Below are 25,338 nucleotides of genomic sequence, written 5' to 3'. Positions count from 1 at the left end.
AACCCGGCATTCAGCGGCTTTCCCGAAGGATGCCTGGTACATGCGTTTTCTTGCCGTCACCGTTACTTCGCTCTTCGCGCTGGTGCCCGCCGCGCTGCTCGCCCAGTCCGCGCAGCAGCAACCGGCCGCGAGCACGCCGGCGCCCGCCGGTGACCGTCCCACCTATGGCACGTTCGGGTTCGACGCCGCGGGCATGGACCGCTCGGTCCAGCCCGGCGACGATTTCTACGGCTTCGCCAACGGCACCTGGGCGAAGAACACCGCGATCCCCGCCGACGAATCGAATTACGGCGCATTTAACGTGCTGCAGGACCTGTCGCGCGAGCGCACCCGCGCGATCCTCGAAGGCGCCAAGGCCGATCCCAGATCGAAGATCGGTGCGGCCTATGCCGCCTTCCTCGACACCGGTGCGATCGAGAATGCCGGGCTGAAGCCGATCCAGCCGTGGCTGGCGAAGATCCGCAAGGTCGACAAGGCCGGCTATCCCGCCTTGCTCGCCGAGGCGGACCGCAACGGCGTCGACATCCCGTTCGGCCTCTATGTCGGGCAGGACGACAAGGACCCGGATACCTATGCGGTCAATCTGATGCAGAACGGGCTGGGGATGCCCGACCGCGACTATTACCTGTCGACCGACGCCAAGCTGATGCAGACCAAGGCGGCCTATCAGGCGCACGTGGCCAAGCTGCTGACGCTGGCGGGCGAGCCGAACGGCGAGGCGCGTGCCGCCGCGCTGGTGGCGTTCGAGACCGAGCTGGCGCGCGTCCACTGGACCCGCATCGACAGTCGCGACGCCGACAAGACCTATAACAAGATGACGCTTGAGCAATTGCGCCAGAGCGCGCCGGGCTTCGACTTCGCCACCTTCCTGAAGGCCGAGAAGGCGAGCGCGCCGACGCTGATCGTCGCGCAGCCGACCGCGATCGCCGGCACCGCCAAGCTGATCGCGGCCACCCCGATCGCGGTGCTGCGCGACCAGTTGCTGGTGCGCAGCCTCGACGGTTTCGCCGACGTGCTGCCGAAGGCGATTGATGCGGAGAGCTTCGCGTTCAACGGCACGGTGCTGAGCGGCACGCCGCAGCAGCAGGAGCGCTGGAAGCGCGGGGTCAGCTTCACCTCCTCGGCGCTGACCGACGAGGTCAGCAAGGTCTATGTCGCGCGCTATTTCCCGCCCGAGACCAAGGCGGCGGCGGACGAGATGGTCAAGAACGTGCTCGCCGCGCTCGGCCGTCGCGTCGAGAAGCTCGACTGGATGGCGCCCGAGACCAAGCAGAAGGCGCTCGCCAAGCTTGCCGCTTTCACGCCGCGGATCGGCTATCCCGAACAATGGCATGATTATTCCAGCCTCGACGTGCGCGCCGGTGATGCGTTCGGCAACATGCTGCGCGCCAACCAGTGGCGGCACGACGACAACGTCACCAAGCTCGGCAAGCCGATCTACCGCTGGGAATGGGGAATGGCGCCGATGACGGTGAACGCGCAGGCCAATTTCGGGCTGGTCGCGATCACTTTCCCGGCGGCGATCCTCCAGCCGCCGTTCTTCGATCCCAAGGCTGACCCGGCGGTGAATTATGGCGGGATCGGCGCGGTGATCGGGCATGAGATCAGCCACCATTTCGATGACCAGGGCGCGAAATACGACAGCAAGGGCCGGCTGACGCAATGGTGGACCGACGGCGACGTCCAGAAGTTCAAAGCGCTCAGCGAGCGGCTGGCCAGGCAATATGACGCGTACGAGCCGCTGCCGGGGATGCACGTGAAGGGCGAACTGACGCTCGGCGAGAACAGCGCCGATCTCGCCGGGCTCGCCGCCGCGCATGACGCTTATGTCGCGACGCTGGGCGGCAAGCCCGCGCCGGTGATCGACGGCTTCACCGGCGACCAGCGTTTCTACCTCGGCTGGGCGCAGGTCTGGCGCCGCAACTATCGCGAGGCCAATCTGCGCCAGCGCCTGCTGACCGATCCGCACGCCCCGTCGGAGCAGCGCGGCAACATCGTCCGCAACATGGACCCGTGGTATTCGGCCTATAACCCGCAGCCGGGCCAGAAACTGTATCTCGCGCCCGAAGCGCGGGTGCGGATCTGGTGATCGGCTGAACGACGGTGATGCGGCTCGCCACGATCGAGAGAAAGCGCCGGTGGCTCGACGGCGGAACCGCCGCGCTGGCGATCGCGGGGGTCGCCGGCATGGCGGCCGCCGCGCTGATCCTGTGGCTGGTCGGCGATGCGATGGTCGCGGGCGGCTTCCTCGCGGCGGCGCTGGTGCTGGCGGGGGCGGGAGCCGCGATCGTGCGGCTGCGACGCGGCGCGGGCGCGGCGATCTCGGTCGCCTATGACTGGGAGCTGCTCCGCGTCATGGCCGAGGCGAGCTTCGACGGCATCGCCATCACCGATCGCGGCGGGCGGCTGGTGTGCGCCAACGATCACTACGAGCATCTGTTCGCGGGCTTTCCCACGCCGCCGTCGCTGCCGCTGGCCGGTGACGGCGCGGGTGAGCTGGAGGTGGCGGGCCGCACCGCATGGCGCGACGGGCAGGCGCGCGTCACGCTGAAGGGGCCGGTCGGCGCGATCGAGGCGACGATCACCCGCGCCGGGCAGCAGCAGGACGTGCTGGTGTGGCGCTTCGCGGGGCGCACTGTCTCGCCGGGTCTGCCCGCGCGGTTGATGGAGGCGCTTGACGGAACGCTCGGGGCGCAGCTCGGCGCCGCCGGGGTAATGGCCGCGCTCATCACTGCCGAGGGCTATGTCATCTCCGCCAACGCGGTGCTCAAGACCCGCGCCGCGCCGTCACCGGACCAGCCGATCATCGGCGAGGATCTGGCGCTGTTCCTCGCCGAGGATCAGGCCGGGCTGGTCCGCTTCGTCGCGGAGGGCAGCGCGTCCAATCCGCTGCGGCTGATCCAGATCCCGCTCGCCGACGATTCGGAGGCTCCGATCCTCGTCGCGCTGGTCGACAGCGATCCGTCGCTCGGCGGGTCGGGCGACGGCATCGAGGCGCTGCTGATGCTGATGCCGTTCGGCGTCGCGCTCGTCGACCGCGAGGGCCGCTTCCTCCAGATGAACAGCGCCTTCGCGCGCGCCGCAAGCGTCGACGCCACCGCGCCGCCGATCTATCCCGGCGATCTGGTGGTGCGCGAGGACAAGAGCGCGGTCGCCGATGCGATCCGCCGCTTCGCCAGCACCGCGGCGCGCTCGACCGATCTGGCGGTGCGGCTCAAGGATCATCCCGACGAGCCGGTCGCACTGTCGATCGCCGCCGCGCGCGGGCTCGGCGACGCGGCGGTGCTGCTCAGCCTCAAGGACAATGGCGAGGAGAACCGGCTCAAGCGCGAAGTGGCGCAGGCGACCAAGATGCAGGCGGTCGGCCAGCTCGCCGGGGGCGTCGCGCACGATTTCAACAACATCCTTACCGCCATTATCGGCCATTGCGACCTGATGCTGATGCGCCACTCGCCCGGCGACAGCGATTATGACGACATCCAGCAGATCCGCGCCAATTCCAACCGTGCCGCCAGCCTGACCCGGCAGTTGCTGGCGTTCTCGCGCCAGCAGACGCTGCGTCCGCAGGTGTTGCAGCTTCCCGATGTCGTGTCCGAAGTCTCCAACCTGCTCCGCCGCCTGATGGGCGAGACAGTGACGATGGAGGTCAAGCACGGCCGCGATCTGGGACCGGTGCGCGCCGATCCGGGACAGCTGGAGCAGGTCGTCGTCAACCTCGCGGTCAACGCGCGCGATGCGATGCTCAGCACCGGCAACAGCGGCAAGCTGACGATCCAGACCCGCTCGGTGCCGATCGCCGAGATACGCCGCCGCGGCGATATCATCCCGACCGGCGATTATACCGCGCTGGAAATCTCCGATACCGGCACCGGCATTCCGCCGGAAGTGCTGCCCAAGATCTTCGAGCCGTTCTTCACCACCAAGGAGGTCGGCAAGGGCACCGGGCTCGGGCTGTCGACCGTCTACGGCATCGTCAAGCAATCGGGCGGCTTCATCTTCGCCGACTCGCGGCCGGGGCGCGGCGCGACCTTCACCATCTATCTGCCCGTCCACACCGCCGGCGTCACCGATGCGGTTACCGTCGCCGCGCAGGCCAAGCAGGCGGCGCGGCACCGCTCGGGCGATCTGTGGGGCAGCGGGACGATCCTGCTGGTCGAGGACGAGGACATGGTCCGCGCGGTCGCCGAGCGCGCGCTGGCGCGGCAGGGCTATACCGTGCTCGCCGCCGAAAATGGCGAGGCGGCGATGGAGCTGATGCAGGGCGTCGATCGCCCGGCACTGGTGATCTCGGACGTGATGATGCCGTTGATGGACGGCCCGACGCTCGCGCGGCAGCTGCGCAAGATCCATCCCGGCATCCCGATCCTGTTCATGTCCGGCTATGCCGAGGAGCAGTTGCGGCGGTCGATCGACCTCGACAACGTGTCGTTCCTCCCGAAGCCCTTCTCGGTCCAGCAACTCGCCGAGGCGACCCGCGACGTGCTGGTCGCACAGGAAGAAGCGTCCCGCGCCGACGCCTGACAATGGTTGCACCCACGCGCGAGCGCGCTATGGCGTTTTGCCATGACGATGCGTGTGCTTTTGGTCGAAGACGAACCGTTGATCGCGATGATGCTCGAGGACTTCCTCGACGCGCTCGACAAGACCCATGCCGGTACCGCCGACAGTGTCGCCGCGGCGCTGCCGATGGTCGAGGCGGGCGGCTTCGACGCCGCGATCCTGGATGTCAACCTGCGCGGCGGTGAGAAGAGCTTCGCGATCGCCGATGCGCTGGCGGAGCGCAACATCCCGTTCGTCTTCGCAACCGGCGGCGGGGGCGAGGAGATTGCGCCGACGCACCGCGAACGTCCGCGGCTCGCCAAGCCGTTCACGATCGACGGGGTCGACAAGGCGCTCAGCGAACTCGCCTGACGCATTATACTTGCGCAACGCCTGCCTTCGGCGACATAGGCGTGCGCATCATGACCCATACCTTCGACAAGTCCCGCCTGCCGAGCCGCCACGTGTCGGTCGGCCCCGAACGCGCGCCACACCGCAGCTATTATTATGCGATGGGGCTCACCGAGGAGGAAATCGCGCGCCCGTTCGTCGCGCTCGCCTCCGCCGGCAACGATAGCGCGCCGTGCAACACCACGCTCAACGCGCAGGCCGATGCGGCGCGGCGCGGGGTCGAGCAGGGCGGCGGGATGCCGCGCCGCTTCAACACGATCACCGTCACCGACGGCATCGCGATGGGCCACCAGGGGATGAAATCCTCGCTGGTCAGCCGCGAGGTGATCGCCGATTCGGTCGAGCTGTCGGTGCGCGGCCATTGCTATGACGCGCTGGTCGGCTTTGCGGGCTGCGACAAGTCGCTGCCCGGCATGATGATGGCGATGCTGCGGCTCAACGTGCCGTCGATCTTCGTCTATGGCGGCTCGATCCTCCCTGGCCGCTTCCACGACCGCGACGTGACCGTCGTCGACGTGTTCGAGGTGGTCGGCAAATATGCGGCCGGCGCCTGCCCGCTGTCCGAGGTGCACGAGCTGGAGAAGGTCGCGTGCCCCGGGCACGGCGCGTGCGGCGGACAGTTCACCGCCAATACGATGGCCTGCGTCGGCGAGGCGATCGGTCTGTCGCTCCCCAACAGCAACATGGTCCCCGCGCCGTTCACCACGCGCGAGCAGATCGCGGTCGCGGCAGGCGCGCAGGTCATGGAGCTGGTCGCGCGCAACCTGCGTCCGCGCGACATCTGCACGCGCAGCGCGTTCATCAACGCCGCGCGTGTCGTGGCGGCGACCGGCGGCTCGACCAACGCCGCGCTCCACCTGCCCGCGATGGCGAGCGAGGCCGGGATCGACTTCGACCTGTTCGATGTGGCCGAGGCTTTTAAATCAACGCCTTACATCGCCGATCTCAAGCCGGGCGGCAAGTATGTCGCCAAAGACATGTACGAGGCCGGTGGCGTGTACATGCTGATGAAGACGATGCTGGGTGGTGGGCTGCTCGACGGTGAGTGCCTGACCGTGACCGGCAAGACGCTCGGCGAGAACATCGACGAAGTGACGTGGAACCCCGACCAGAAGGTCATCTACGACGTTGCCACCCCGATCACCCCGACCGGCGGCGTCGTCGGGTTGCGCGGCTCGCTCGCCCCCGATGGCGCGATCGTCAAGGTCGCCGGCATGCACCGCCTGCAGTTCGAGGGACCGGCGCGCTGCTTCGATTGCGAGGAGGATGCCTTCGCCGCGGTCGAGGCCCGGCAGATTAACGAGGGCGAGGTGATCATCATCCGCTACGAAGGCCCGAAGGGCGGGCCAGGGATGCGCGAAATGCTCTCCACCACCGCTGCGCTCTACGGGCTCGGCATGGGCGAGAAGGTCGCGCTCATCACCGACGGGCGCTTCTCGGGCGGCACGCGCGGCTTCTGCATCGGCCATGTCGGGCCGGAGGCGGCCGACGGCGGCCCGATCGCGCTGGTCGAGGACGGTGACCCGATCCGCATCGACGCCGAGGCCGGCACGATCGACCTGCTGGTCGACGAGGGCGTGCTCGCCGAGCGTCGCACCCGCTGGCAGGCGCGCCAGAACGATTATGGTGCGGGGGCCCTGTGGCGCTACGCCCAGAACGTCGGCCCGGCGTACAAGGGCGCGGTGACGCACCCCGGCGCCAAGGCTGAGCGGCACGTCTTCGCGGACATCTGAGGCACGTTCGTCATTGCGAGCGGAGCGAAGCAATCCAGGAGGTCGCGCGGCACACTGGATTGATCCGCTCCGCTCGCAATGACGGCTAATCCAAGAGCGGCGATCGTTTGAACTGGCTTGCCGCTCCAAACGAACCACTTCACGCCGCCGCTTGCAGCGGGTAGGCGGCGGGGATGATCCCGATCGCCGGAACCCCCGTGCTCACCGCCGCCGAGATGCGCGCGGCGGAAGATGCCGCCATCGCCGCCGGCACCAGTGTCGACACGCTGATGCAGCGCGCCGGGGCAGGGGTCGCCGACGCGGTCCGGCGGCTGGCGGGCGTCAATGACGTGCTGATCCTGTGCGGCCCCGGCAACAACGGCGGTGACGGCTATGTCGCTGCGGCCCGACTTCATGCCGCCGGGCGCTCGGTGCGCGTCGCCGCTTCAGGAGAACCCCGCACCCCCGCCGCGATCGCCGCGCGCGCCTTGTGGACCGGCGCGGTCGAGCCGCTCGCCACCGCAGCGCCCGCACCGGTACTGGTCGACGCGCTGTTCGGCACCGGCCTGTCGCGCGCGCTCGACGCCGAGACAGGGGCAGCGCTCGGCCGTCTGGCAAGGCAGGCAAATCTCACCATCGCCGTCGATGTGCCGAGCGGGGTGGCGACCGACGACGGCACCGTCTTCGGCGAAGTGCCCGCGTTCCATGTCACGCTCGCGCTCGGCGCGGCCAAGCCGGCGCATCTGCTCCAGCCCGCCGCCGCGCGCTGCGGTACGGTGCGCGTAATCCCGATCGGCATCCCGACCGACAGCGCGACGCAGATCCTCGCGCGCCCCGACTTAACCGCCCCGCCGGTCGACGCGCACAAGTTCACGCGCGGGATGGTCGCGGTGGTGCGCGGGCGGATGGCGGGCGCGGCGCAGCTCGCCGCCAGCGCGGCGATGCATGCCGGGGCCGGCTATGTCACCTTGCTCGGCGCGACGATCCCTTCCGCGCCGCACGCGCTGGTCCGCCGCCGCCTCGATGCGGAGGCGCTCGCCGACCCGCGGATCGGTGCGCTGCTCATCGGCCCCGGGCTCGGCCGCGACGACGACGCCTGCGCATCGCTCGAACAGGCGCTCGCCACCGACCACCCGCTGGTCGTCGACGGTGACGCGCTCCACCTCGTCACCCCCGAACGACTCTGCGATCGACACGCCCCGCTGATCCTGACCCCGCACGCCGGCGAGTTCGCCGCGCTGTTCGGCGCGCCGGCCGGCAGCAAGCTCGCCGCCGCGCGCGATGCCGCCGTCCGCGCGCAGGCGACGATCGTCTTCAAGGGCCCCGACACCGTCATCGCCGCCCCCGACGGCCACGCGATCATCGCCGGGGAGGCGAACTCCTGGCTCTCGACCGCCGGCAGCGGCGACGTGTTGGCCGGCGCGATCGCCGCGCTGCTCGCCGGTGGCCGCCGCGCGCTCGACGCCGCTGCGGCGGGCGTCTGGTTGCATGGCGAGGCCGCGCGACGGCTTGGTCCCGCGTTCATCGCCGACGATCTCGCCGTCGCGCTCGCCGGAGCCCGCGCATGAGCGTGATCGTCCGCGTCGCCGCGCGCGGCGAAGGCATCGCCGACGACGGCCGTCATGTCGCGCTCGCCGCCCCCGGCGACACGCTGACCGAGGACGGCGCGATCGTTCCCGGCCCGCACCGCATCATTCCCCCGTGCCGCCATTATCCCGAATGCGGCGGCTGCCAGCTCCAGCATCTCGACGACGCAAGCTGGTCGGCGTTCATCACCGATCGCATCGCCGGCGCACTCGACGCGCAGGGCGTGCGCGCCCCGATCCGCGCGCCCGCGCTCTCGCCGCCGCGCACGCGCCGCCGCGCCGCACTGCATGTCGAGCCGTCGGGCCGGATCGGCTTCACCGCCGAGCGCAGCCACCAGATCGTCGATCTCCACGAATGCCATGTGCTGGCGCCCGAACTGTTCGCTTTGGTCCGCCCGCTCAAGCGCCTGCTCCCGACCTTCAAGGCGAAGCGCCGGCTCGACGTTCATCTGACGCTCGCCGATCAGGGAGTCGACGTGCTGGTGAAGGGCGTCGCGCCGGAGGGGCTCGCGCATCACGATGCACTCACTGCCTTCGCGCAGGCGAACGGCGTCGCGCGCGTCGCGTTCGACGATGGCATGGGGCCGGAGGTGCGTTGGGAGCCGGAGCCGGTAACGATCGCGCTCGGCGGCGTCGCGGTGCCGCTGCCGCCCGGCGCATTCCTGCAAGCGACCGTCGAAGGCGAGGCGGCGCTGGTCGCGGCGGCGCGCGAGGCGGTGCAGGGCGCGCGGATCGTCGCTGATCTGTTCGCCGGGCTCGGTACCTTCGCGCTGTCGCTCGACGCGCGCGTCTATGCCGCGGAAGGTGCACGCGACGCGATCATGGCGCTCAAGGCCGCGGCCGGGCGGGCGCAGCGGCCGCTGTTCACCGAGCATCGCGACCTGTTCCGCCGCCCGCTGACCACCGCCGAACTCGACCGCTTCGACGCGATCGTCCTCGACCCGCCGCGCGCCGGGGCACGCGAGCAGGTGGTGCAGCTCGCCGCGTCAAAGATCGCGACGATCGGCTATATCTCTTGCAATCCCAGCAGCTTCGCACGTGATGCGCAGGAATTGTGCAAAGCCGGCTATACGCTCGACTGGGTGCAGCCGGTCGGTCAGTTCCGCTGGTCGACGCACGTCGAGCTGGCGTCGCGCTTCAGCCGGTCGCCAGCGTAGAGCGCTCTCACGAAGAACAGCCCGTCGGGCGGCGCGTTGAGTCCGAGCCGCTCGCGATCGGCGGCGCGCAACGCGTCGTCAAGATCGTCTACCGACCACCGGCCCATCCCGACCAGCGCGAGGCAGCCGATCATCGAGCGCACCTGATGGTGGAGGAACGACCGCGCCTCGACCCGCGCGATCACCCGCTCGCCATCGCGCACCACCTCGAACCAGTCGATCGACTTGAGCGGGCTCGCCGCCTGGCAATGCGCCGAGCGGAAGGTGGTGAAATCATGCGCGCCGACCAGCCGCTGCGCGCCCGCGTGCATCGCCGCGGCGTCGAGCGGCTGTGGAATCTGCCAAGCCAGCCCCTTCTCGAACGTCAACGGCGAACGGCGGTTTACGATCCGATATTCATAAGACCGTGCAAGGCACGAGAAACGTGCATGAAAATCTTCCGGCACTTCGATGCAATCGAGGATCGCGACTGGCGCTGGCCGCAGCCGCGCGTTGAGCGCTTCGCTCAGGCGAAACGCACCGATCGGCTTGGCGATGTCCAGATGCGCGCGCATCCCCAGTCCGTGGACCCCGGCATCGGTGCGCCCCGCGCAATGCACCACGACCTGCTCGCCGGTCACCGCCAGCGCCGCTTCCTCGATCGCCTGCTGCACGCTCGGCCCATGGGCCTGCCGCTGCCAGCCCATGAACGGCCGGCCATCGAACTCGACGGTCAGCGCAAAACGCGTCACAGCCGCGTGCCGACCGGGATCGTGAAGCCGCGCAACAACTCCGCCACGCTCATCACCCCGCGTCCGGCGCGCTGCACCCGCGTCGGGCGGATCGCCCCGCTGCCGCACGCGATCGTCAGCGTGTCGTCGAGCACCTCGCCTGGAAGCCCCTCCCGCTCCGCCAGCTCGGCTTCGAGCACCTTCACCCGTTCGCCCTGATGCTCGAAGAAAGCGCCGGGCACCGGACAAAACGCCGCGACCTGCCGCGCGACCTGCGCGGCGTCGCCGCCAAAGTCGATCCGCGCCTCGTCCTTGCGGATCTTCTCGGCATAGGTGATGCCTGCCGCCGGCTGCGCGACGGGCGGGTAGGCGTCAGGGTCGCGCAACACCTCCACCATCAACCGCGCACCCATGAGCGCAAGTTCGTCGGTCAATTGTCCGGCGTTCTTGCCATCGATCGAGGTTCGCCCCTCCAGCCGCACCGGCCCGGTATCCAGCCCCGCCTCCATCTGCATGATCCCGACTCCGGTCTCGGCATCGCCGGCGAGGATCGCCCGTTGCACCGGGGCCGCGCCGCGCCAGCGTGGCAGCAGCGAGCCATGGACGTTGAGGCATCCCAACCGCGGCGCTTCCAGCACCGCCCGTGGTAAGATCAGCCCATAAGCCGCGACGACCGTGACATCGGCGTCGTGCGCCGCGAACGCCGCCTGCGCCTCGGCGTCGCGCAGGGTCACCGGCGTCAGCACCGGCACGCCCAGTTCCTCCGCCCGGACGTGCACCGGCGAGCGCACCAGCTCGCGGCCGCGCCGCCCGCCCGGCCGCGGCGGCTGGCTGTATGCCGCCACCACCGCGTGCCCGTCCGCCACCAGCGCCTCCAGCGTCGGCACCGCGAACGCCGGGGTTCCCATGAAGATGATCCGCATCGCTCCTCTCGACACGCTGGCGGCGCGACACGCAACCCCCTATCTGTTCCGCATGGCATCCCCCGAGATCGAGGCGCTGACGAGCGCGCTGGCGCGGCTCCCCGGTTTCGGCCCGCGCTCGGCGCGGCGCGCGGTGCTCCATCTGCTCAAGCGCCGCGAGGCGTCGCTCGCGCCGTTGCGCGCGGCACTGACAGCGGTGGAAGAACGGCTCGCAACCTGCGGGATTTGCGGCAATGTCGACACCAGCGACCCGTGCCAGATCTGCGCCGATCCGCGCCGCGATCCGCGCAGCCTGTGCGTGGTCGAGGATGTCAGCGACTTGTGGGCGCTAGAGCGCGGCAGGCTGTTCCCCGGCCGTTTCCATGTGCTGGGCGGGCGGCTGTCGGCGCTGGAGGGCGTTCGCCCCGAGGATCTCGCGATCGAGGGATTGATCGCGCGGGTCGCCGATGGCGCGGTCGATGAGGTGGTGCTGGCGATGAACGCCACGCTCGAGGGCCAGACCACCGCGCATTATCTGGCCGAGCGGCTGGAGCGCTATCCGGTCCGGCTCACGCAGCTCGCGCACGGTCTGCCGGTCGGCGGCGAGCTCGACTATCTCGACGAGGGTACGCTCGCGCAGGCGCTGCGCGCGCGCCGCCCGGTCGCTTGACGGGCCGGCGACGCGCTTCTAGCCCCGCGCCATGGCCATTCTCCCGATCGTAGAAGTCCCCGACGCGCGCCTGCGCGAAACCGCAGAACCCGTTGCGGAAGTGAACGACGCCGTCCGCGCGACCGTCGCCGATATGTTCGAGACCATGTACGATGCGCATGGCATCGGGCTGGCGGCGGTGCAGGTCGGCATCATGCAGCGGATCGTCGTCATCGACCTGCAGGAGCGCGAGCTGGAAGAAGGCGAGCCGCGCGAGGCGGCACGTGATCCGCGCGCGTTCATCAATCCCGAACTCTCGTGGCTTAGCGAGGAAACCTCCAGCTACAACGAAGGCTGTCTGTCGATTCCTGAGCAATATGCCGAGGTCACGCGCCCGACGCGCTGCCGGGTCAAGTGGCTCGACACCACCGGCGCGACGCAGGAGGCCGAGTTCGACGGGCTGATGTCGACATGTATGCAGCATGAGATCGATCATTTGAACGGCGTGCTGTTCATCGATCACATCTCGCGGCTGAAGCGCGGGATGCTGCTCAAGAAGCTCGACAAGCTTCGCCGCGGCTGATCCGGAGCCGGGCGGGCGGCAATTAACGGTTGTCGCCGCTGCCTCGTTCGATCTATGTTCCGGGCATGATCGAATACGTCCTCGTCGCCCTGATCGCCCTCGCGCTCGGTGCCCTGCTCGGCTGGCTCGCCGGCAAGCGCGAAGCGGCCGGCTTTCGGCAGGAGCGCGACGCCCAGGTCGAGCAGTTCAAGCGCGCCATTACCGATCTCGCCGGTGCCGAGGAACGCGCGCGCGCCGCCGGGACGCTCCGCACCGAGCTGGCGCAGGCGCGCGACGAGCGCGAGGCCGCGCGCTTGCAGGTGTCGCGGCTGGAGGCCGAAGGCCGCGCCGCCGAACAGCGGATCGCCGATCTCCGCGCTGCCGCCGACGAGATGAGCCTGCGCTTCCGCGAGGTCGCGCAGAACGCGCTCGGCGATGCGCAGAAGCAATTCCTCGAGCGCGCCGAGGCGCGTTTCCGCCAGGCCGAGGAGCAATCGGGGCAGGGGCTGCGTGCGCTGCTCCAGCCGGTCAACGACCGCCTGCTCCGCTACGAGGAAGGCGTCGCCAAGATCGAGGCCGAGCGCCGCGACGCATTCGGCGAGCTGCGCGGCCAGATCGAGGCGATGCGCGTCGGGCAGGAACGCGTCTCCGGCGAGGCCGCCAAGCTGGTCAACGCGCTCCGCAACGCTCCCAAGGCGCGCGGGCGCTGGGGCGAGCAGCAGCTCCGCAACGTCCTCGAATCGTGCGGGCTCGCCGAGCACACCGATTTCCGCATGGAGGTGAGCGTCACCGGCGACGAAGGCGCGCGGCTGCGCCCAGATGCGATCGTCCGCGTGCCGGGTGGCAAGTCGCTGATCGTCGATGCCAAGGTGTCGCTCAACGCCTATCAGGACGCGTTCGGCGCGGTCGACGAGGCCGAGCGGCAGCTGGGGCTCGCCGCGCACGCCGCCTCGATGCGCGCGCACGTCAACGCGCTGGGCGCCAAGGCCTATTGGACGCAGTTCGACGACGCACCCGAATATGTCGTGATGTTCGTCCCCGGCGAGCATTTCCTGTCCGCGGCGCTCGAACATGATGCGGGACTGTGGGATTATGCCTTCGAGCGCCGCGTGCTGCTCGCCACCCCGACCAACCTGATCGCGATCGCGCGCACCGTCTCGGCGGTGTGGCGGCAGGAAAAGCTGGCGCGCGAGGCGCAGGAGATCGGCGCGCTCGGCAAGGAACTCTATCAGCGGCTCGCGGTGATGGGCGGGCATGTCGCGCGGCTCGGCAAGAACCTCGACACCGCGATGGGCGCGTACAACAGCTTCGTCGGCAGCCTCGAAAGTCAGGTGCTGACCAGCGCGCGGCGCTTCGAGTCGCTCAACATCGACACCGGCAACAAGACGATCGACACGTTGCCGGTCGGCGAACAGGCCGCGCGCCCGCTGACCAAGCTGGTCGCGGTCGAGGATGCGGCGGAATAGCGGAAGAGGGCAGCGCTATTGCTTCTTTTTCGGCGCAGAGCCCGACGTTTCTCCCAGCCAGAAGAAGCCGTCGAAGTCTGGCGTTACTTTCTCGCCCGGCAAGGCACCGATGTGGATGTAGCGCGGCCGGTGTAGATCTGGGCGATCACGATAGGGGAAATCGGCGCATTCAAGGGCATCGGGCGGCAGCGGACGTCCGACTTCGTAATGAACATCGGGCTTCGTCGAGCAATTCCATGCGGTTCCACCAGATGACCGCATATTTAGGCTGATCGTCAGCCCGGATCGCGCGAGATGATTGGCCATCGTGTCAAGTCGCCCAGCCCCCCGGTCGAGCGCGAGACGACTGGCATGGAAGTTGCCCGCCAAAACAATGACGAGATCATACGTCCCGCGCGCCTCGGCGATGCGGATGTTTTCGGCCTGAGCGGCTTCGTGTGGTCCTTGCGACGGGAGGTGTGCCCAGCGCGCCTCCTGCGCCTCGTCACGCATTCCATTGAAACTCGTGATCGAAATCGCCGCACCCCGTGTCTTAAGTCGTTGGAGCCGCACGATCATGTCGAACATCGCCCGACTGTCACGACCATCGTTGGAGAACGTCCACGCGGTTCGGAACAAGGCGTTGGCGAAGCGCCTCTCGGGCAAATTCCAGGCCTTGCGCAATGCCTCATCTTCTGTTGCGGGATGTTCAACAGCGAGCAATACCCGTTTGCCCCGCGCCGCCAACGCACAGACGACCTGCGCCACGAACGCAGGCGCCTCGCGTGTTCCATGTAGTTCCCCAAACACCACATAGCGCGGATGCAGGCCGTCGACCTCGTCCCAGCCCGGCGGCATCGGGGAACGGACGTCGGCCTTCTCAGTCGCATTGACGACGACCTTCGCTCCGGCGGGAGCGAGAGTAAGCAGCAGGAGAGGCAAAATCGACATCGGCCGATTGTATCGCAGTCGCGATCGTTACGTAAGCTGAACGATCGCTCCCTCACCAATGCCGCGCGAGCACCTCATAGGCCATCACCGCCGTCGCGACCGCGGCGTTCAGGCTGTCCGCCTTGCCCAGCATCGGCATCTTCACCAGCAGGTCGCACTCCGCCTCATATTCCTCGGGCAGCCCTTGCGCCTCGTTGCCGGTCAGCAGGAACGTCGGCGCGGCATAAGGCGCATCGCGATAGCCATTGTCGGTCTGCAGGCTCAGCCCGACCAGCTGCCCCGGCCCCTCGCGTAGCCACGTCAGGAACTCCGGCCAGATCACCCGCACGATTGGCACGGTGAACAGCGCCCCCATGCTCGCGCGCACCGCCTCGGTCGAGAAGGGATCGACGCACTCGTCGACGAGGATCAACGCCCCCGCGCCGACCGCATCGCCGGTGCGCAGGATCGTCCCCAGATTGCCCGGATCGCGCAGCCGCTCGGCGACCAGCCAGATCGGCGCAGCACTGCGGTCGAGGTCGGCGAGCACCGTCTCGAACGTGTCGAACACGCCGACCACCGCCTGCGGATTGTCCTTGCCCGACAATTTCGAGAGGATGTCGGGCGTCGTCTCGACCGCCTCGCCATAATCCGCCTCGACCGCGTCGATCAACGCGCGCACCAGCGGATGCCCCGCGCTCGCCGCCGCGAAGAACAGGATGCGCGGGATGCGCCCGGTCTCCAGCGCTTCGGTCAGGATGCGCAGTCCCTCGGCGAGGAACAGCCCTTCCTCGCGGCGATGCCGCTTGTCGCGCAACGCCTGCACGCGCTTGACCAGCGGGTTGGAAAAGGAGGTAATGACCTTGGGCATAAGAAGACCGGGCTGAGGATCAATCCTCGCCGAACTTGCCCTCGACCAGCGCGCACATCGTCGCGACCACGCCCTCAGCCTCGGCGCCATCGGCGGAAATGGTGATATGATCGCCCTTTGCGGCGCCGAGCATCATCAGTCCCATGATCGACGTCCCGATCACCTCCGAATCGCCCTTGGCGACCTTCACCGGCGCGGGCTGGCCGCTGGCGAGCGTCACGAACTTGGCGCTGGCGCGCGCGTGCAACCCGCGGCGATTGGTGACCTCGACGGTGCGCGACACCGTCATGCCGCGGCCTCGCCGAGCACCTCGGACGCCACCGAGATATACTTCCGCCCCGCCTCGCGCGCGGCAGCGACCGCCGCAACGACGGTCATCGCCTTGCGCGCCGACTCCAGCCGGATCAGCATCGGCAGGTTGATCCCCGCAATCACCTCGACGCGCCCGCGCTCCATCAGCGAGATCGCGAGATTGGATGGCGTGCCCCCGAACAGGTCGGTCAGCACGATCACGCCGCGGCCCTCGTCGACCTCGGCGATCGCCGCGGCGATATCGGCGCGGCGCGCCTCCATATCGTCCTCCGGCCCGATCGCGACGGTGCGCACCTGCCGCTGCGGGCCGACGACATGCTCCATCGCGACCACGAATTCATCGGCGAGCCGCCCGTGGGTGACGAGCACCAAACCGATCACTGGCCCCGACATTTGCTTCGACAATCCGTTCATTGACCGTGTGGGCGTCCCTCGAGCGCATCCTGCGGGGCCGCCGCAAGGTCCCGATGCACGATGGTGGGGCATAATCCCGCGTCGCGCAACCGTCCAGCGACGCGCTCGGCGACATGGACCGAGCGATGCTTGCCACCCGTACAGCCGAACGCGACCGTGACGTAAGGTTTTCCTTCCGCGCGATATCGTGGCAGCAACAGCAGCAGCAGCTCCTCGATCCTGCCGACCGCTTCCTCATAGGCCGGATCGGCGGCGATATAGGCCGCCACCGCCGGTTCCTGTCCCGTATGGGGACGCAGTGCCGGGTCCCAATGCGGGTTCCGCAGGAAGCGCATGTCGAACACCATATCGATCCCGGCCGGGATGCCGCGGGCGAAGCCGAACGATTCGATCGTCAGCGTCGTGCCGACCTCGCTGTCGCGCGCGAACGCCTCGCGCACCTGTTGCGCGAGCGTATTGGCCTTGAACGTGGTGGTGTCGATCAGCCGGTTGGCACGCTCGCGCAGCGGCGCGAGCAGGCGGCGCTCGCGCTGGATGCCTTCCACCGCCGGACGATCGTCGGCGAGCGGATGCCGGCGGCGCGTCTCGGCGAAGCGCCGCGTCAGTTCCTCGCCCGAGCAATCGAGGAACAGCAGCCCGACATTGTCGCCGCGCTGGCGCAGCTCCTCGAAGCGGCGCAGCGCGGTATCGGCATCGAAGTTGCGCGTCCGCGTCCCGAAGCCGATCGCGAGCGGGCGGGGGGCCTCGTCGGGATCGACCGGCGGCGCGACGACGCGCGGCAACAGCGACAAGGGCACGTTGTCGATCGTCTCCCAGCCGAGATCCTCGAGCGTCTTCAGCACGGTGGAGACACCGGCCCCGGCCATGCCGGTTACCAGCAGCACTTCGTTCATCGCTCGGCCTTTCCGAAAGGCGGTTGTTCGGCCAGCGCCCATTCGACCTTGATCGGGGCGGAAGGCCAGCGCGGATCGATCACGATCTCGGGAACGCGCACGCCGTGAAGGACGACCGTGCGCGGCTCGGGCATCCGCTCGTCCTCGCTGGCGAGCACCACCGACAGCGCGACCGGCACCGCCGCGCAGGCCGGGCGGGCGACGATCCCGATCCCGCGCACCTCCATCCGCCCGGCGATCGTGGCGGGGGAGCGCGCGATCAGCACGCCATCTTCTTGTGACAGCACGGTATAGTCATCGGCCACCAGAACGGCCCCGCGATCGATCAGTCGCATCGCCAGATCACTTTTGCCCGCGCCCGACGGCCCGGTCAGCAACACGCCGCGCGTGCCGATCGCGACGCAGGTCGCATGGATCGTCGCGGTCACGCGCGCGCCGCCAGCGGCAGCCGCACCACGAAGCGCGCACCGCTCAGCCGGTCCTCGCGCGATTCGACCCCGATTTCGCCCTGATGCGCCTCGACGATCGTCCGCGCGATCGCCAGCCCCAGCCCAGAATGCTGCCCGAACGTCTCCTGCGCCGGGCGTACCGAATGAAAACGGCGGAAGATCGCCTCGCGCGCTTCCTCGGGGACGCCGGGACCCTCGTCCTCGACCCAGACCTCCAGCATCGAGCGGTCGCGCCGCGCCGCGATCGTCACGGTGCCGCCCTCGGGCGAGAAGGAAATGGCATTGTCGATCAGATTGGCGAACACGCGCTCCAGCCGCGCGCCTTCGCCCGCCACGACCAGATCGTCGTCGAGCGGATCGAAACGCAGGCGCACGTCATGCGCCGGCCCGCGCGCCTCGCGCTCGGCGACCATCGCCGCCAGCATCGCCGCGACATCGACCGGATCGAAGGTCGCGCGGCTCAATTGCGCATCGAGCCGCGAGGCTTCGGAAATGTCGCTGATCAGTCGGTCGAGCCGGTGGACGTCGTCGTTGACGATCGCGAGCAGCTTGGCGCGCAGTTCCGGCTGCTCGACGCGGCTGAGCGCATCGGTGGCGGAGCGCAGCGAGGCGAGCGGGTTCTTCAATTCATGCGTCACATCGGCCGCGAACGCCTCGGTCGCGTCGATCCGCGCGCGCAGCGCCAGCGTCATGTCGGACAGCGCGCGCGCCAGCATCCCGATCTCGTCACGCCGTTCGGGCAGGCGGGGCACCGTCACCTCGCGCGCGCGGCCCAGCCTAACCCGCACCGCCGCGCGCGCCAGTGAGCGCAGCGGCACCACGATTGTCCGCGCGAGGAACAGCGACAGCCCGATCGAGATCGCGCTCGCCACCAGCACGACCACGCTCAACCGGTAACGCTCGGCGCGCACCCGCTCGGTGACATCGCGCGCATTGACCACGGTCAGCAACGCGAGACCGCGTCCGAGCGGCGCGGCAGCGGTGATGACGGGTGTGCGATCGGGCGCGCGCCACAAGGTCTGCGCGCTCGCCGCGCCCGCGAAGACCGCGCGCACGTCGGGCCAGCGTCGCCCATCGCGCTGCTCGCGATAGCCGGGGGCGAGCGGGGCGCGGACGATCCGGTCGATCGCGGCGTCGAGCCAGCGCGCGCTGCGCCGCGCCAGTGGGTCGTCGTCGGGATCGTCGAGCCGAAAATTGCCGACGCCCAGCGCGCGGCTATCGGCGAGCAGCGCGCCGCCGCGATCGTACAGCCGCACGCGCGTCCCGGTCTCCTTCGCCAGCCGCGCGATCGTCGCGTCGCGCATGTCCAGCCCAATCGGAGCCAGCGCCTCGGTCATCAGCCGCACCTCGCGCGCCGCCTGCGTCGAGCGCTGGTCGAGGATCCGGCTGCGGAACGACTCGAGATAGAAGAACCCCCCCGCCAGCAGCAGCAGCGCGAGGACGTTGACCGCCAGGATACGCGGCGTGAGCGAGACCTTCCCCGACCACGCCCGCGCCTGCTCGGCGGCGTCACTCCTCCGAAAAGCGGTAGCCGGCGCCATACAGCGTCTCGATCGAATCGAAGGCGGGGTCGGCTTCGCGGAACTTGCGGCGCACGCGTTTGATGTGGCTGTCGATGGTGCGGTCGTCGACGTAGATGTCGTCCTGATAGGCCGCATCCATTAGCTGGTTGCGGGTCTTCACGATGCCGGGGCGCTGCGCCAGCGTCTCGAGGATCAGGAATTCGGTGACGGTCAGCGTAACCGGCTTACCGTCCCACGTGACGCGGTGCCGCGCCGGATCCATCACCAGCCGCCCGCGCTCGATCGGGCCCTGCGTGTCGGCCTCGCCCTCCGCGCCGGCCTGCGCCGGCTCGGTACGGCGCAGGATCGCGCGGATGCGCGCGATCAGCAGCCGCTGGCTGAACGGCTTGGCGATATAATCGTCCGCGCCCATCGCCAGCCCGAGCGCCTCGTCGAGCTCGTCGTCCTTGCTGGTCAGGAAGATCACCGGCAACCGGCTCTTCTCGCGCAGCCGCCGCAGCAGCTCCAGCCCGTCCATCTTCGGCATCTTGATGTCGAAGATCGCGAGATCGGGCGGATTGTCGGTCAGCGCCTTCAGCGCCGCTTCGCCGTCCGAATACAGCCGGGTCATGAACCCCTCGGCCTGCAACGCGATCGACACCGACGTCAGGATATTTCGGTCGTCGTCGACCAGCGCGATCGTGGCGGTCATGGATTGGTCCCGTTCATCACGCCGGATGGGGTAAGCCAAAGCGGCGCGGTGCTCAATGGCAAGCAGATGCGCGTTTAACACGTTTGACGCGAGCGCCGGACCGGCGTATTTCGCCGCCATCGAACGCGCCCGACAAAGGGCGCACATAGGAGGACGGACCCTTGAGCCATCGCATTCCCGACGCCGGGCTGGAGACGCAGGGCATCGAAACCCGCGCCACGTTGCACTGGAACCTCGTCACCGCGCGCCTGACCGAAGCCGCGGTCGCGCGCAGCGAGGGCAAGCTCTCCGCCGACGGCCCGCTGGTGGTGGAAACCGGCGCGCACACCGGCCGCTCGGCGCAGGACAAGTTCATCGTCCGCGATGCCGAAACCGAATCGACCGTCTGGTGGGGCAAGTCGAACAAGGCGATGGACCCGGCGCATTTCGCCGCGCTCAAGGCCGATTTCCTCACCGCGCTTGGTGCCAAGAGCGACCTGTTCGTGCAGGACCTGTACGGCGGCTCGCAACCGTCGCACCGCGTTCGCGTCCGCGTCATCAACGAGCTGGCGTGGCATAACCTGTTCATCCGCACGATGCTGGTGCGTCCCGAGGAGAAGGACCTCAAGGGCTTCGTCCCCGATTACACGATCATCGACCTGCCCAGCTTCCGCGCCGATCCCGCGCGCCACGGCTGCCGCAGCGAGACGGTGATCGCGGTCAACATGACCGAGAAGCTGATCCTGATCGGCGGCACGCGCTATGCCGGCGAGATGAAGAAGTCGGTGTTCGGCATCCTCAACTATCTGCTCCCGCCGACCGGCGTGATGCCGATGCACTGCTCGGCGAACATGGGCGCGGACGGGCGTACCGCGGTGTTCTTCGGCCTGTCGGGCACCGGCAAGACGACGCTGTCCGCCGATCCCAAGCGCACGCTGATCGGTGACGACGAGCACGGCTGGTCCGACGACGCAGTGTTCAATTTCGAGGGCGGCTGCTACGCCAAGATGATCCGCCTCTCGGCGGACGCCGAGCCGGAGATCTTCGCCACCACCAAGCGTTTCGGCACCGTGCTCGAAAACGTCGTGATGGACGAGGTGACGCGCCAGCTCGACCTCGACGACAACAGCCTCGCCGAGAACAGCCGCGGCGCCTATCCGATCGACTTCATCCCGAATGCGTCGAAGGAGAATATGGGCGGCACCCCGCGCAGCATCGTGATGCTGACCGCCGACGCCTATGGCATCTTGCCGCCGATCGCGAAGCTGACCCCCGATCAGGCGATGTACCACTTCCTGTCGGGCTATACCGCGCGCGTCGCAGGGACCGAGATCGGCGTGACCGAGCCCGATGCGACCTTCTCGACCTGCTTCGGCGCGCCGTTCATGCCGCGTCATCCGTCGGTCTACGGCAATCTCCTCAAGGAGCGGATCGCCAAGGGTGGGGTCGATTGCTGGCTGGTCAACACCGGCTGGACCGGCGGCAAATACGGCACCGGCCACCGGATGCCGATCAAGGCGACCCGCGCCTTGCTCGACGCTGCGCTCGACGGCAGCCTGAACGACGCCGAGTTTCGCACCGATCCGAACTTCGGGTTCAAGGTGCCGGTGGCAGTGCCCGGCGTCGACACCGCGATCCTCGACCCGCGCGGGACCTGGGTCGACAAGGCTGAGTATGACGCGACCGCGGCGAAGCTGGTCGACCTGTTCAACGACAATTTCGCGCAATTCGCGGAGCATGTCGACGCGGGCGTCCGCGAGGCCGCGCCCAAGGCGGTGAAGGCCGACGCCTGAACCCAACCGTCGTTGCGAGCGTAGCGAAGCAATCCAGAGCGTCCGGGCTGTGGCCCTGGATTGCTTCGCTACGTTCGCAATGACGAGCGCTTCGGGAGCCGGGTCACTCCCCCCTAGCGATTTTGCCGCATCGCGGTTACATGGCGCGCCACTTCCTCACCCCACAGGATTCGGCGTTCCATGAACATCCGCCTCGGCCTTACCTTCGACGACGTCCTGCTCGTGCCGGCGGAGTCGAGCGTGCTCCCCGGCGAGGCCGATACGAGGACGCAGGTGACGCGCGGCATTTCGCTCAACATCCCCGTGCTGTCCTCGGCGATGGACACCGTGACCGAGGCCGACATGGCGATCGTCATGGCGCAACTCGGCGGAATGGGCGTGCTCCACCGCAACCTGACCGTCGACGAACAGGTCGCGGCGGTTCGGCAGGTCAAGCGCTTCGAGAGCGGGATGGTCGTCAACCCGATCACGATCGCGCCGCAGGCGACGCTGGCACAGGCGCAGGCGCTGATGGCCGCGCACCGCATCAGCGGCATCCCGGTGGTGGAGAGCGACGGCAAGCTGGTCGGCATCCTCACCAACCGCGACGTGCGTTTCGCGGAGAACCCCAACCAGCCGGTCGCCGAGCTGATGACGCGCGAGAATCTCGTCACCGTCTCGACCGGCGTCGCCAAGGAGGAGGCGCGCCGCCTGCTCCACCAGCGCCGCATCGAGAAACTTTTGGTCGTCGACGATGCCTATCGTTGCGTCGGGCTCATCACCGTCAAGGACATCGAAAAGGCGGTGATGTATCCTGAGGCGACCAAGGACGCCGCCGGCCGTCTGCGCGTCGCTGCCGCCACCACGGTCGGCGACAAGGGCTTCGGGCGCACTGAGGCGCTGGTCGACGCCGAATGCGACCTGATCGTCATCGACACCGCGCACGGCCACAACAGCGAGGTCGCGCGCGCGGTCGAGCGCGTGAAGAAATTGTCGAACGCGGTGCAGGTCGTCGCGGGCAACGTCGCGACGGGCGAGGCGACGCGCGCGCTGATCGATGCGGGCGCGGACGGGATCAAGGTCGGGATCGGCCCGGGCTCGATCTGCACCACCCGCGTCGTCGCGGGCGTCGGCGTGCCGCAGCTCACCGCGGTCATGGATTGCGCCGAGGCCGCGGCGAAGGCCGGCGTGCCGGTGATCGCCGATGGCGGGCTGCGCACCTCGGGCGATCTCGCCAAGGCGCTGGCGGCAGGTGCCTCGACCTGCATGGTCGGCTCGCTGCTCGCCGGGACCGAGGAAGCGCCGGGAGAGACCTTTCTGTATCAGGGGCGTGCGTACAAATCCTATCGCGGCATGGGCAGTGTCGGCGCGATGGGCCGCGGCTCGGCCGACCGCTATTTTCAGGGTGAGGTTCGCGACCAGCTCAAGCTGGTGCCGGAAGGGATCGAAGGGCAGGTGCCGTACAAGGGCCCGGCGCGCGATGTGATCCACCAGCTCGTCGGCGGCATCAAGGCGGCGATGGGCTATACCGGCTCGGCGACGATCAAGGACTTGCAGGCGCGCGCGCAGTTCGTCCAGATCACCGGCGCGGGGCTCAAGGAAAGCCACGTCCATGACGTGACGATCACGCGCGAGGCGCCCAACTATCCGACCCGCTGACGCACCGACACCCGCGCCGCTGTCCTACGCGGCGCGGGTCTGGCAGAAGCGGGCGATGACGCTCGCGCAAGATTGCCGGCCGATACTGCCGGGCAAAGGCTCCATCCCGGCCTCCAAATCCGTCATCCCGGCGAACGCCGGGGTCCCGCTTCTTCTTCTTGGCCGGGTGACCACGCGGTCGACATCGCACAGGTTGTCGACCGTCATCCTGCCGGTTCTCCCTCCACCCCTCAGCCCGGCGCACGCCGGGGCCCAATCACGGACCGACTCTGGCAGCGACAGAGCGCCTCCCAACTGGACGCCGGTCTGCGCCGGGGTGCCGAACGAGGTGGGGAACGCGCCTCATCGCCACCCCGCCAGCGTCTCAACATTCGCAACATTCGCGTCCATCCACTATTCGCCCTGAAGCGCGACCGGACACTCACCACCACCGCTCCGCCTCCCATCCCGAAAGCGCAACAATGACCCCCGCCGCCCGCACCCAAGCCGCGATCGACCTCCTCGACGCGATCGTCATCGCCGCACGCGAAGGCGGGGCGGCGGCTGACACGCTGATCTCCCGCTATTTCTCGCAACGCCGCTACGCCGGCTCCAAGGACCGCCGCGCGGTCCGCGAACTGGTCTATGCCGCGATTCGCCGGCTCGGCGAGCGCCCCGCCGACGGACGCGTCGCGATGCTCGCGCTCGCCGCGACCGATCCGGCGCTCGCCGCGACGTTCGACGGCTCGACCCACGGTCCTGCGCCGATCGGCGACGAGGTCCCGGCCGTCGAGGGCCTGCACCCGCGCTGGCTGAGCGAGCGGCTCGCCGCCGCCGGCATCGACGACGCAGAGCAAGCGGCGCTGATCGACCGCGCCCCGCTCGACGTGCGCCTGCACCCCGATCACGCCGATCTCGACCTGCCCGGAGCCGAGCCGATCTCCGGTCTGCCGCTCGCCCGCCGGCTCCCTGCCGGCAGCGATGTCGCCGCCCACGCCGGCGCGCTCGAGGTGCAGGACGCCGGCAGCCAGGCGGTGACGCTCGCCGCAGCGGTCGCGCCGGGCATGACGGTGCTCGATCTGTGCGCGGGGGCGGGCGGCAAGAGCCTGGCGATGGCCGCGCAGATGGCGAACGAGGGCCGGATCATCGCTTCCGACGTCGACCGCGCCCGCCTGTCGCGCCTCGCCCCGCGCGCCGAAAAGGCCGCGGCGACGATCATCGAGACGCGGCTGCTCGATCCCAACCGCGAAGTCGAAGCGTTGGCGGACGTGCAGGCGGACGTGGTGCTGATCGACGCGCCGTGTTCGGGCACCGGGACGTGGCGGCGCAACCCGGAGGCGCGCTGGCGGCTGACCCCGGCGCGGCTCGACCGGCTGATCGAAACCCAGCGCCACGTTCTGGCGATCGGTGCCGGGGCGGTGAAGCCCGATGGCGCTTTGGTCTACATCGTCTGTTCGCTGCTCGACGGGGAAGGGCCGGCGCAGGTCGACGCCTTTCTCGCTGCGCATCCCGGCTGGCAGGCGGAGCCGCTCACCTTGCCGTTCGGCCGTCCGCATCACGCCGGCACCCGCCTGACCCCGGCGCATGACGGCACTGACGGTTTTTTCGTCGCACGGCTGCGGGCGCCATGCTAACCGGGCCGGATCGTGTCGAAGCTGGAGCCGTTCATGCGTTTCACCGCCATCGCCATGGCCGCCTCGCTGGCGCTGGTGTCGATCTCCACCGCGCTCCACGGGCAGCGGCCTGACGACCAGATCGACGCGCGCAGCATGGCCTTGCTGCAACAGGGCAAGGCGGCGCGCGCGGCGGGCAATCTGGAAGGCGCGACCGATCTGCTCGAAACCGCGGTGACGGTTGACCCGCGCAACCGTCAGGCGTTCGTCGCTTTGGCCGGGGTAGCGGAAGCGCGCGGTTTGCCGGGCAAGGCGATCCGCCTCTATCGCGAGGCGCTTCTGCTCGAACCCAATGACGTCAATGCCTTGGCCGGGCAGGGCGAGGCGATGGTCGCCAAGGGCGCGGTCGAGCGCGCGCGGCAGAACCTCGCCAAGCTCCGGTCGCTGTGCAAGGGCGCTTGCCCGCAGGCGACGACGCTCGCGTCGGTCATTGCCAAGGGCCCGCCGATCACGACCGCACAGGTCGGTGCGAACACCACCACCGCCGCCACCGGGACGACGCCGACCTCGGACGATTGAG

Annotated in this window: 24 protein-coding genes; 13 read left to right on the top strand and 11 right to left on the bottom strand. The window is 69.0% G+C overall.

The window, feature by feature from the left end; genetic code table 11:
• Positions 1-40 precede the first annotated feature (40 nt).
• The 6 genes from FHS97_RS01315 (at position 41) to FHS97_RS01290 (ending at position 9,405) form a co-directional block, all read left to right on the top strand.
• On the top strand, positions 41-2,089 hold the full coding sequence (locus FHS97_RS01315; protein ID WP_184032592.1) for a M13 family metallopeptidase: 2,049 nt from the start codon (positions 41-43) through the stop codon (positions 2,087-2,089).
• Positions 2,090-2,106: 17 nt separating this feature from the next.
• A complete protein-coding gene (locus FHS97_RS01310) occupies positions 2,107-4,521 on the top strand; it encodes a hybrid sensor histidine kinase/response regulator (protein WP_184032590.1) in 2,415 nt (804 codons plus the stop codon).
• Between the two features lie 42 nt (positions 4,522-4,563).
• Positions 4,564-4,911 (top strand): response regulator, encoded by a 348-nt coding sequence (locus tag FHS97_RS01305; protein ID WP_184032588.1) that lies wholly within the window; start codon positions 4,564-4,566, stop codon positions 4,909-4,911.
• A 50-nt stretch (positions 4,912-4,961) separates the two neighbouring features.
• Entirely contained in the window at positions 4,962-6,683 is a 1,722-nt protein-coding gene (gene ilvD / locus FHS97_RS01300; RefSeq protein ID WP_184032586.1) for a dihydroxy-acid dehydratase, read from the top strand.
• Between the two features lie 173 nt (positions 6,684-6,856).
• Positions 6,857-8,230 carry an NAD(P)H-hydrate dehydratase gene (locus FHS97_RS01295; RefSeq protein WP_184032584.1) on the top strand — a complete coding sequence of 458 codons (1,374 nt, stop codon included), beginning with the start codon at positions 6,857-6,859 and terminating at the stop codon, positions 8,228-8,230.
• The gene (locus tag FHS97_RS01290; protein WP_184032582.1) at positions 8,227-9,405 is read left to right on the top strand and encodes a class I SAM-dependent RNA methyltransferase; all 1,179 of its coding nucleotides are present in this window, start codon (positions 8,227-8,229) and stop codon (positions 9,403-9,405) included. The genes FHS97_RS01295 and FHS97_RS01290 overlap by 4 nt, the downstream gene beginning before the upstream one ends.
• On the opposite strand, the gene truA is transcribed toward FHS97_RS01290, so the two are convergent.
• Both truA and fmt read right to left on the bottom strand, forming a co-directional pair.
• Complete coding sequence (gene truA, locus FHS97_RS01285) at positions 9,345-10,136, bottom strand: tRNA pseudouridine(38-40) synthase TruA (RefSeq protein ID WP_184032580.1); 792 nt, start codon at positions 10,134-10,136, stop codon at positions 9,345-9,347. The genes FHS97_RS01290 and truA overlap by 61 nt on opposite strands.
• Positions 10,133-11,038 (bottom strand): methionyl-tRNA formyltransferase, encoded by a 906-nt coding sequence (gene fmt / locus FHS97_RS01280; protein WP_184032578.1) that lies wholly within the window; start codon positions 11,036-11,038, stop codon positions 10,133-10,135. Before fmt ends, truA begins: the two co-directional genes overlap by 4 nt.
• Positions 11,039-11,090: 52 nt before the next feature.
• On the opposite strand from fmt, the gene recR reads away from it, so the two are divergent.
• The 3 genes from recR to FHS97_RS01265 all read left to right on the top strand — a co-directional run bounded on the left by recR (position 11,091) and on the right by FHS97_RS01265 (position 13,694).
• A complete protein-coding gene (gene recR / locus FHS97_RS01275) occupies positions 11,091-11,687 on the top strand; it encodes a recombination mediator RecR (RefSeq protein WP_184033018.1) in 597 nt (198 codons plus the stop codon).
• 31 nt (positions 11,688-11,718) lie between these two features.
• On the top strand, positions 11,719-12,249 hold the full coding sequence (gene def / locus FHS97_RS01270) for a peptide deformylase (RefSeq protein ID WP_184032577.1): 531 nt from the start codon (positions 11,719-11,721) through the stop codon (positions 12,247-12,249).
• Between the two features lie 65 nt (positions 12,250-12,314).
• Positions 12,315-13,694, top strand: coding sequence for a DNA recombination protein RmuC (locus FHS97_RS01265; protein WP_184032575.1), 1,380 nt, complete (start codon positions 12,315-12,317; stop codon positions 13,692-13,694).
• 15 nt (positions 13,695-13,709) lie between these two features.
• Here the strand turns inward: FHS97_RS01265 and FHS97_RS01260 are convergent, their stop codons facing one another.
• The 8 genes from FHS97_RS01260 to FHS97_RS01225 are packed head-to-tail and all read right to left on the bottom strand — an operon-like array spanning position 13,710 to position 19,756.
• A complete protein-coding gene (locus FHS97_RS01260) occupies positions 13,710-14,624 on the bottom strand; it encodes a hypothetical protein (RefSeq protein ID WP_184032574.1) in 915 nt (304 codons plus the stop codon).
• Positions 14,625-14,676: 52 nt separating this feature from the next.
• Positions 14,677-15,474: a TrmH family RNA methyltransferase gene (locus FHS97_RS01255; RefSeq protein ID WP_184032573.1), complete on the bottom strand. Its 798-nt coding sequence runs from the start codon at positions 15,472-15,474 to the stop codon at positions 14,677-14,679.
• Between the two features lie 19 nt (positions 15,475-15,493).
• A complete protein-coding gene (locus FHS97_RS01250; protein WP_184032572.1) occupies positions 15,494-15,763 on the bottom strand; it encodes an HPr family phosphocarrier protein in 270 nt (89 codons plus the stop codon).
• A complete protein-coding gene (locus tag FHS97_RS01245; protein ID WP_028965961.1) occupies positions 15,760-16,167 on the bottom strand; it encodes a PTS sugar transporter subunit IIA in 408 nt (135 codons plus the stop codon). Before FHS97_RS01245 ends, FHS97_RS01250 begins: the two co-directional genes overlap by 4 nt.
• Positions 16,168-16,196: 29 nt before the next feature.
• Entirely contained in the window at positions 16,197-17,093 is an 897-nt protein-coding gene (gene rapZ / locus FHS97_RS01240) for an RNase adapter RapZ (protein WP_184032571.1), read from the bottom strand.
• Positions 17,090-17,521 carry an HPr kinase/phosphorylase gene (locus tag FHS97_RS01235; protein ID WP_184032570.1) on the bottom strand — a complete coding sequence of 144 codons (432 nt, stop codon included), beginning with the start codon at positions 17,519-17,521 and terminating at the stop codon, positions 17,090-17,092. The genes rapZ and FHS97_RS01235 overlap by 4 nt, the downstream gene beginning before the upstream one ends.
• The gene (locus FHS97_RS01230) at positions 17,518-19,083 is read right to left on the bottom strand and encodes a sensor histidine kinase (RefSeq protein ID WP_184032569.1); all 1,566 of its coding nucleotides are present in this window, start codon (positions 19,081-19,083) and stop codon (positions 17,518-17,520) included. Before FHS97_RS01230 ends, FHS97_RS01235 begins: the two co-directional genes overlap by 4 nt.
• The gene (locus FHS97_RS01225) at positions 19,052-19,756 is read right to left on the bottom strand and encodes a response regulator transcription factor (RefSeq protein WP_184032567.1); all 705 of its coding nucleotides are present in this window, start codon (positions 19,754-19,756) and stop codon (positions 19,052-19,054) included. The genes FHS97_RS01230 and FHS97_RS01225 overlap by 32 nt, the downstream gene beginning before the upstream one ends.
• Before the next feature lie 161 nt (positions 19,757-19,917).
• Here FHS97_RS01225 and FHS97_RS01220 point away from each other — a divergent pair, with 161 nt between their 5' ends.
• Together FHS97_RS01220 and guaB are read left to right on the top strand one after the other, a co-directional pair.
• Entirely contained in the window at positions 19,918-21,528 is a 1,611-nt protein-coding gene (locus FHS97_RS01220) for a phosphoenolpyruvate carboxykinase (protein ID WP_184032565.1), read from the top strand.
• A 180-nt stretch (positions 21,529-21,708) separates the two neighbouring features.
• On the top strand, positions 21,709-23,166 hold the full coding sequence (gene guaB / locus FHS97_RS01215) for an IMP dehydrogenase (protein ID WP_184032563.1): 1,458 nt from the start codon (positions 21,709-21,711) through the stop codon (positions 23,164-23,166).
• A gap of 24 nt (positions 23,167-23,190) precedes the next feature.
• Here the strand turns inward: guaB and FHS97_RS01210 are convergent, their stop codons facing one another.
• A complete protein-coding gene (locus tag FHS97_RS01210) occupies positions 23,191-23,373 on the bottom strand; it encodes a hypothetical protein (RefSeq protein WP_184032562.1) in 183 nt (60 codons plus the stop codon).
• Positions 23,374-23,627: 254 nt separating this feature from the next.
• Here FHS97_RS01210 and FHS97_RS01205 point away from each other — a divergent pair, with 254 nt between their 5' ends.
• Positions 23,628-24,779, top strand: coding sequence for an RsmB/NOP family class I SAM-dependent RNA methyltransferase (locus tag FHS97_RS01205; RefSeq protein ID WP_184032560.1), 1,152 nt, complete (start codon positions 23,628-23,630; stop codon positions 24,777-24,779).
• 33 nt (positions 24,780-24,812) lie between these two features.
• Entirely contained in the window at positions 24,813-25,337 is a 525-nt protein-coding gene (locus tag FHS97_RS01200) for a tetratricopeptide repeat protein (RefSeq protein ID WP_184032558.1), read from the top strand.
• Position 25,338 lies beyond the last annotated feature (1 nt).

It is taken from the genome of Sphingomonas endophytica (assembly GCF_014199415.1).
GTDB lineage: Bacteria > Pseudomonadota > Alphaproteobacteria > Sphingomonadales > Sphingomonadaceae > Sphingomonas > Sphingomonas endophytica.
This window is presented reverse-complemented; position numbering and strand designations above follow the sequence as displayed.

Coding starts and splice junctions, on each gene's coding strand:
- recR (WP_184033018.1), top strand. CDS start 11,091: ATGGCATCCCCCGAGATCGAGGCGCTGACGAGCGCGCTGGCGCGGCTC.
- FHS97_RS01260 (WP_184032574.1), bottom strand. CDS start 14,624: ATGTCGATTTTGCCTCTCCTGCTGCTTACTCTCGCTCCCGCCGGAGCG.
- rapZ (WP_184032571.1), bottom strand. CDS start 17,093: ATGAACGAAGTGCTGCTGGTAACCGGCATGGCCGGGGCCGGTGTCTCC.
- FHS97_RS01265 (WP_184032575.1), top strand. CDS start 12,315: ATGATCGAATACGTCCTCGTCGCCCTGATCGCCCTCGCGCTCGGTGCC.
- FHS97_RS01205 (WP_184032560.1), top strand. CDS start 23,628: ATGACCCCCGCCGCCCGCACCCAAGCCGCGATCGACCTCCTCGACGCG.
- def (WP_184032577.1), top strand. CDS start 11,719: ATGGCCATTCTCCCGATCGTAGAAGTCCCCGACGCGCGCCTGCGCGAA.
- FHS97_RS01315 (WP_184032592.1), top strand. CDS start 41: ATGCGTTTTCTTGCCGTCACCGTTACTTCGCTCTTCGCGCTGGTGCCC.
- ilvD (WP_184032586.1), top strand. CDS start 4,962: ATGACCCATACCTTCGACAAGTCCCGCCTGCCGAGCCGCCACGTGTCG.
- FHS97_RS01210 (WP_184032562.1), bottom strand. CDS start 23,373: ATGACGGTCGACAACCTGTGCGATGTCGACCGCGTGGTCACCCGGCCA.
- fmt (WP_184032578.1), bottom strand. CDS start 11,038: ATGCGGATCATCTTCATGGGAACCCCGGCGTTCGCGGTGCCGACGCTG.
- FHS97_RS01295 (WP_184032584.1), top strand. CDS start 6,857: ATGATCCCGATCGCCGGAACCCCCGTGCTCACCGCCGCCGAGATGCGC.
- FHS97_RS01255 (WP_184032573.1), bottom strand. CDS start 15,474: ATGCCCAAGGTCATTACCTCCTTTTCCAACCCGCTGGTCAAGCGCGTG.
- guaB (WP_184032563.1), top strand. CDS start 21,709: ATGAACATCCGCCTCGGCCTTACCTTCGACGACGTCCTGCTCGTGCCG.
- FHS97_RS01310 (WP_184032590.1), top strand. CDS start 2,107: ATGCGGCTCGCCACGATCGAGAGAAAGCGCCGGTGGCTCGACGGCGGA.
- FHS97_RS01290 (WP_184032582.1), top strand. CDS start 8,227: ATGAGCGTGATCGTCCGCGTCGCCGCGCGCGGCGAAGGCATCGCCGAC.
- FHS97_RS01230 (WP_184032569.1), bottom strand. CDS start 19,083: ATGGCGCCGGCTACCGCTTTTCGGAGGAGTGACGCCGCCGAGCAGGCG.
- FHS97_RS01305 (WP_184032588.1), top strand. CDS start 4,564: ATGACGATGCGTGTGCTTTTGGTCGAAGACGAACCGTTGATCGCGATG.
- FHS97_RS01200 (WP_184032558.1), top strand. CDS start 24,813: ATGCGTTTCACCGCCATCGCCATGGCCGCCTCGCTGGCGCTGGTGTCG.
- FHS97_RS01250 (WP_184032572.1), bottom strand. CDS start 15,763: ATGACGGTGTCGCGCACCGTCGAGGTCACCAATCGCCGCGGGTTGCAC.
- FHS97_RS01225 (WP_184032567.1), bottom strand. CDS start 19,756: ATGACCGCCACGATCGCGCTGGTCGACGACGACCGAAATATCCTGACG.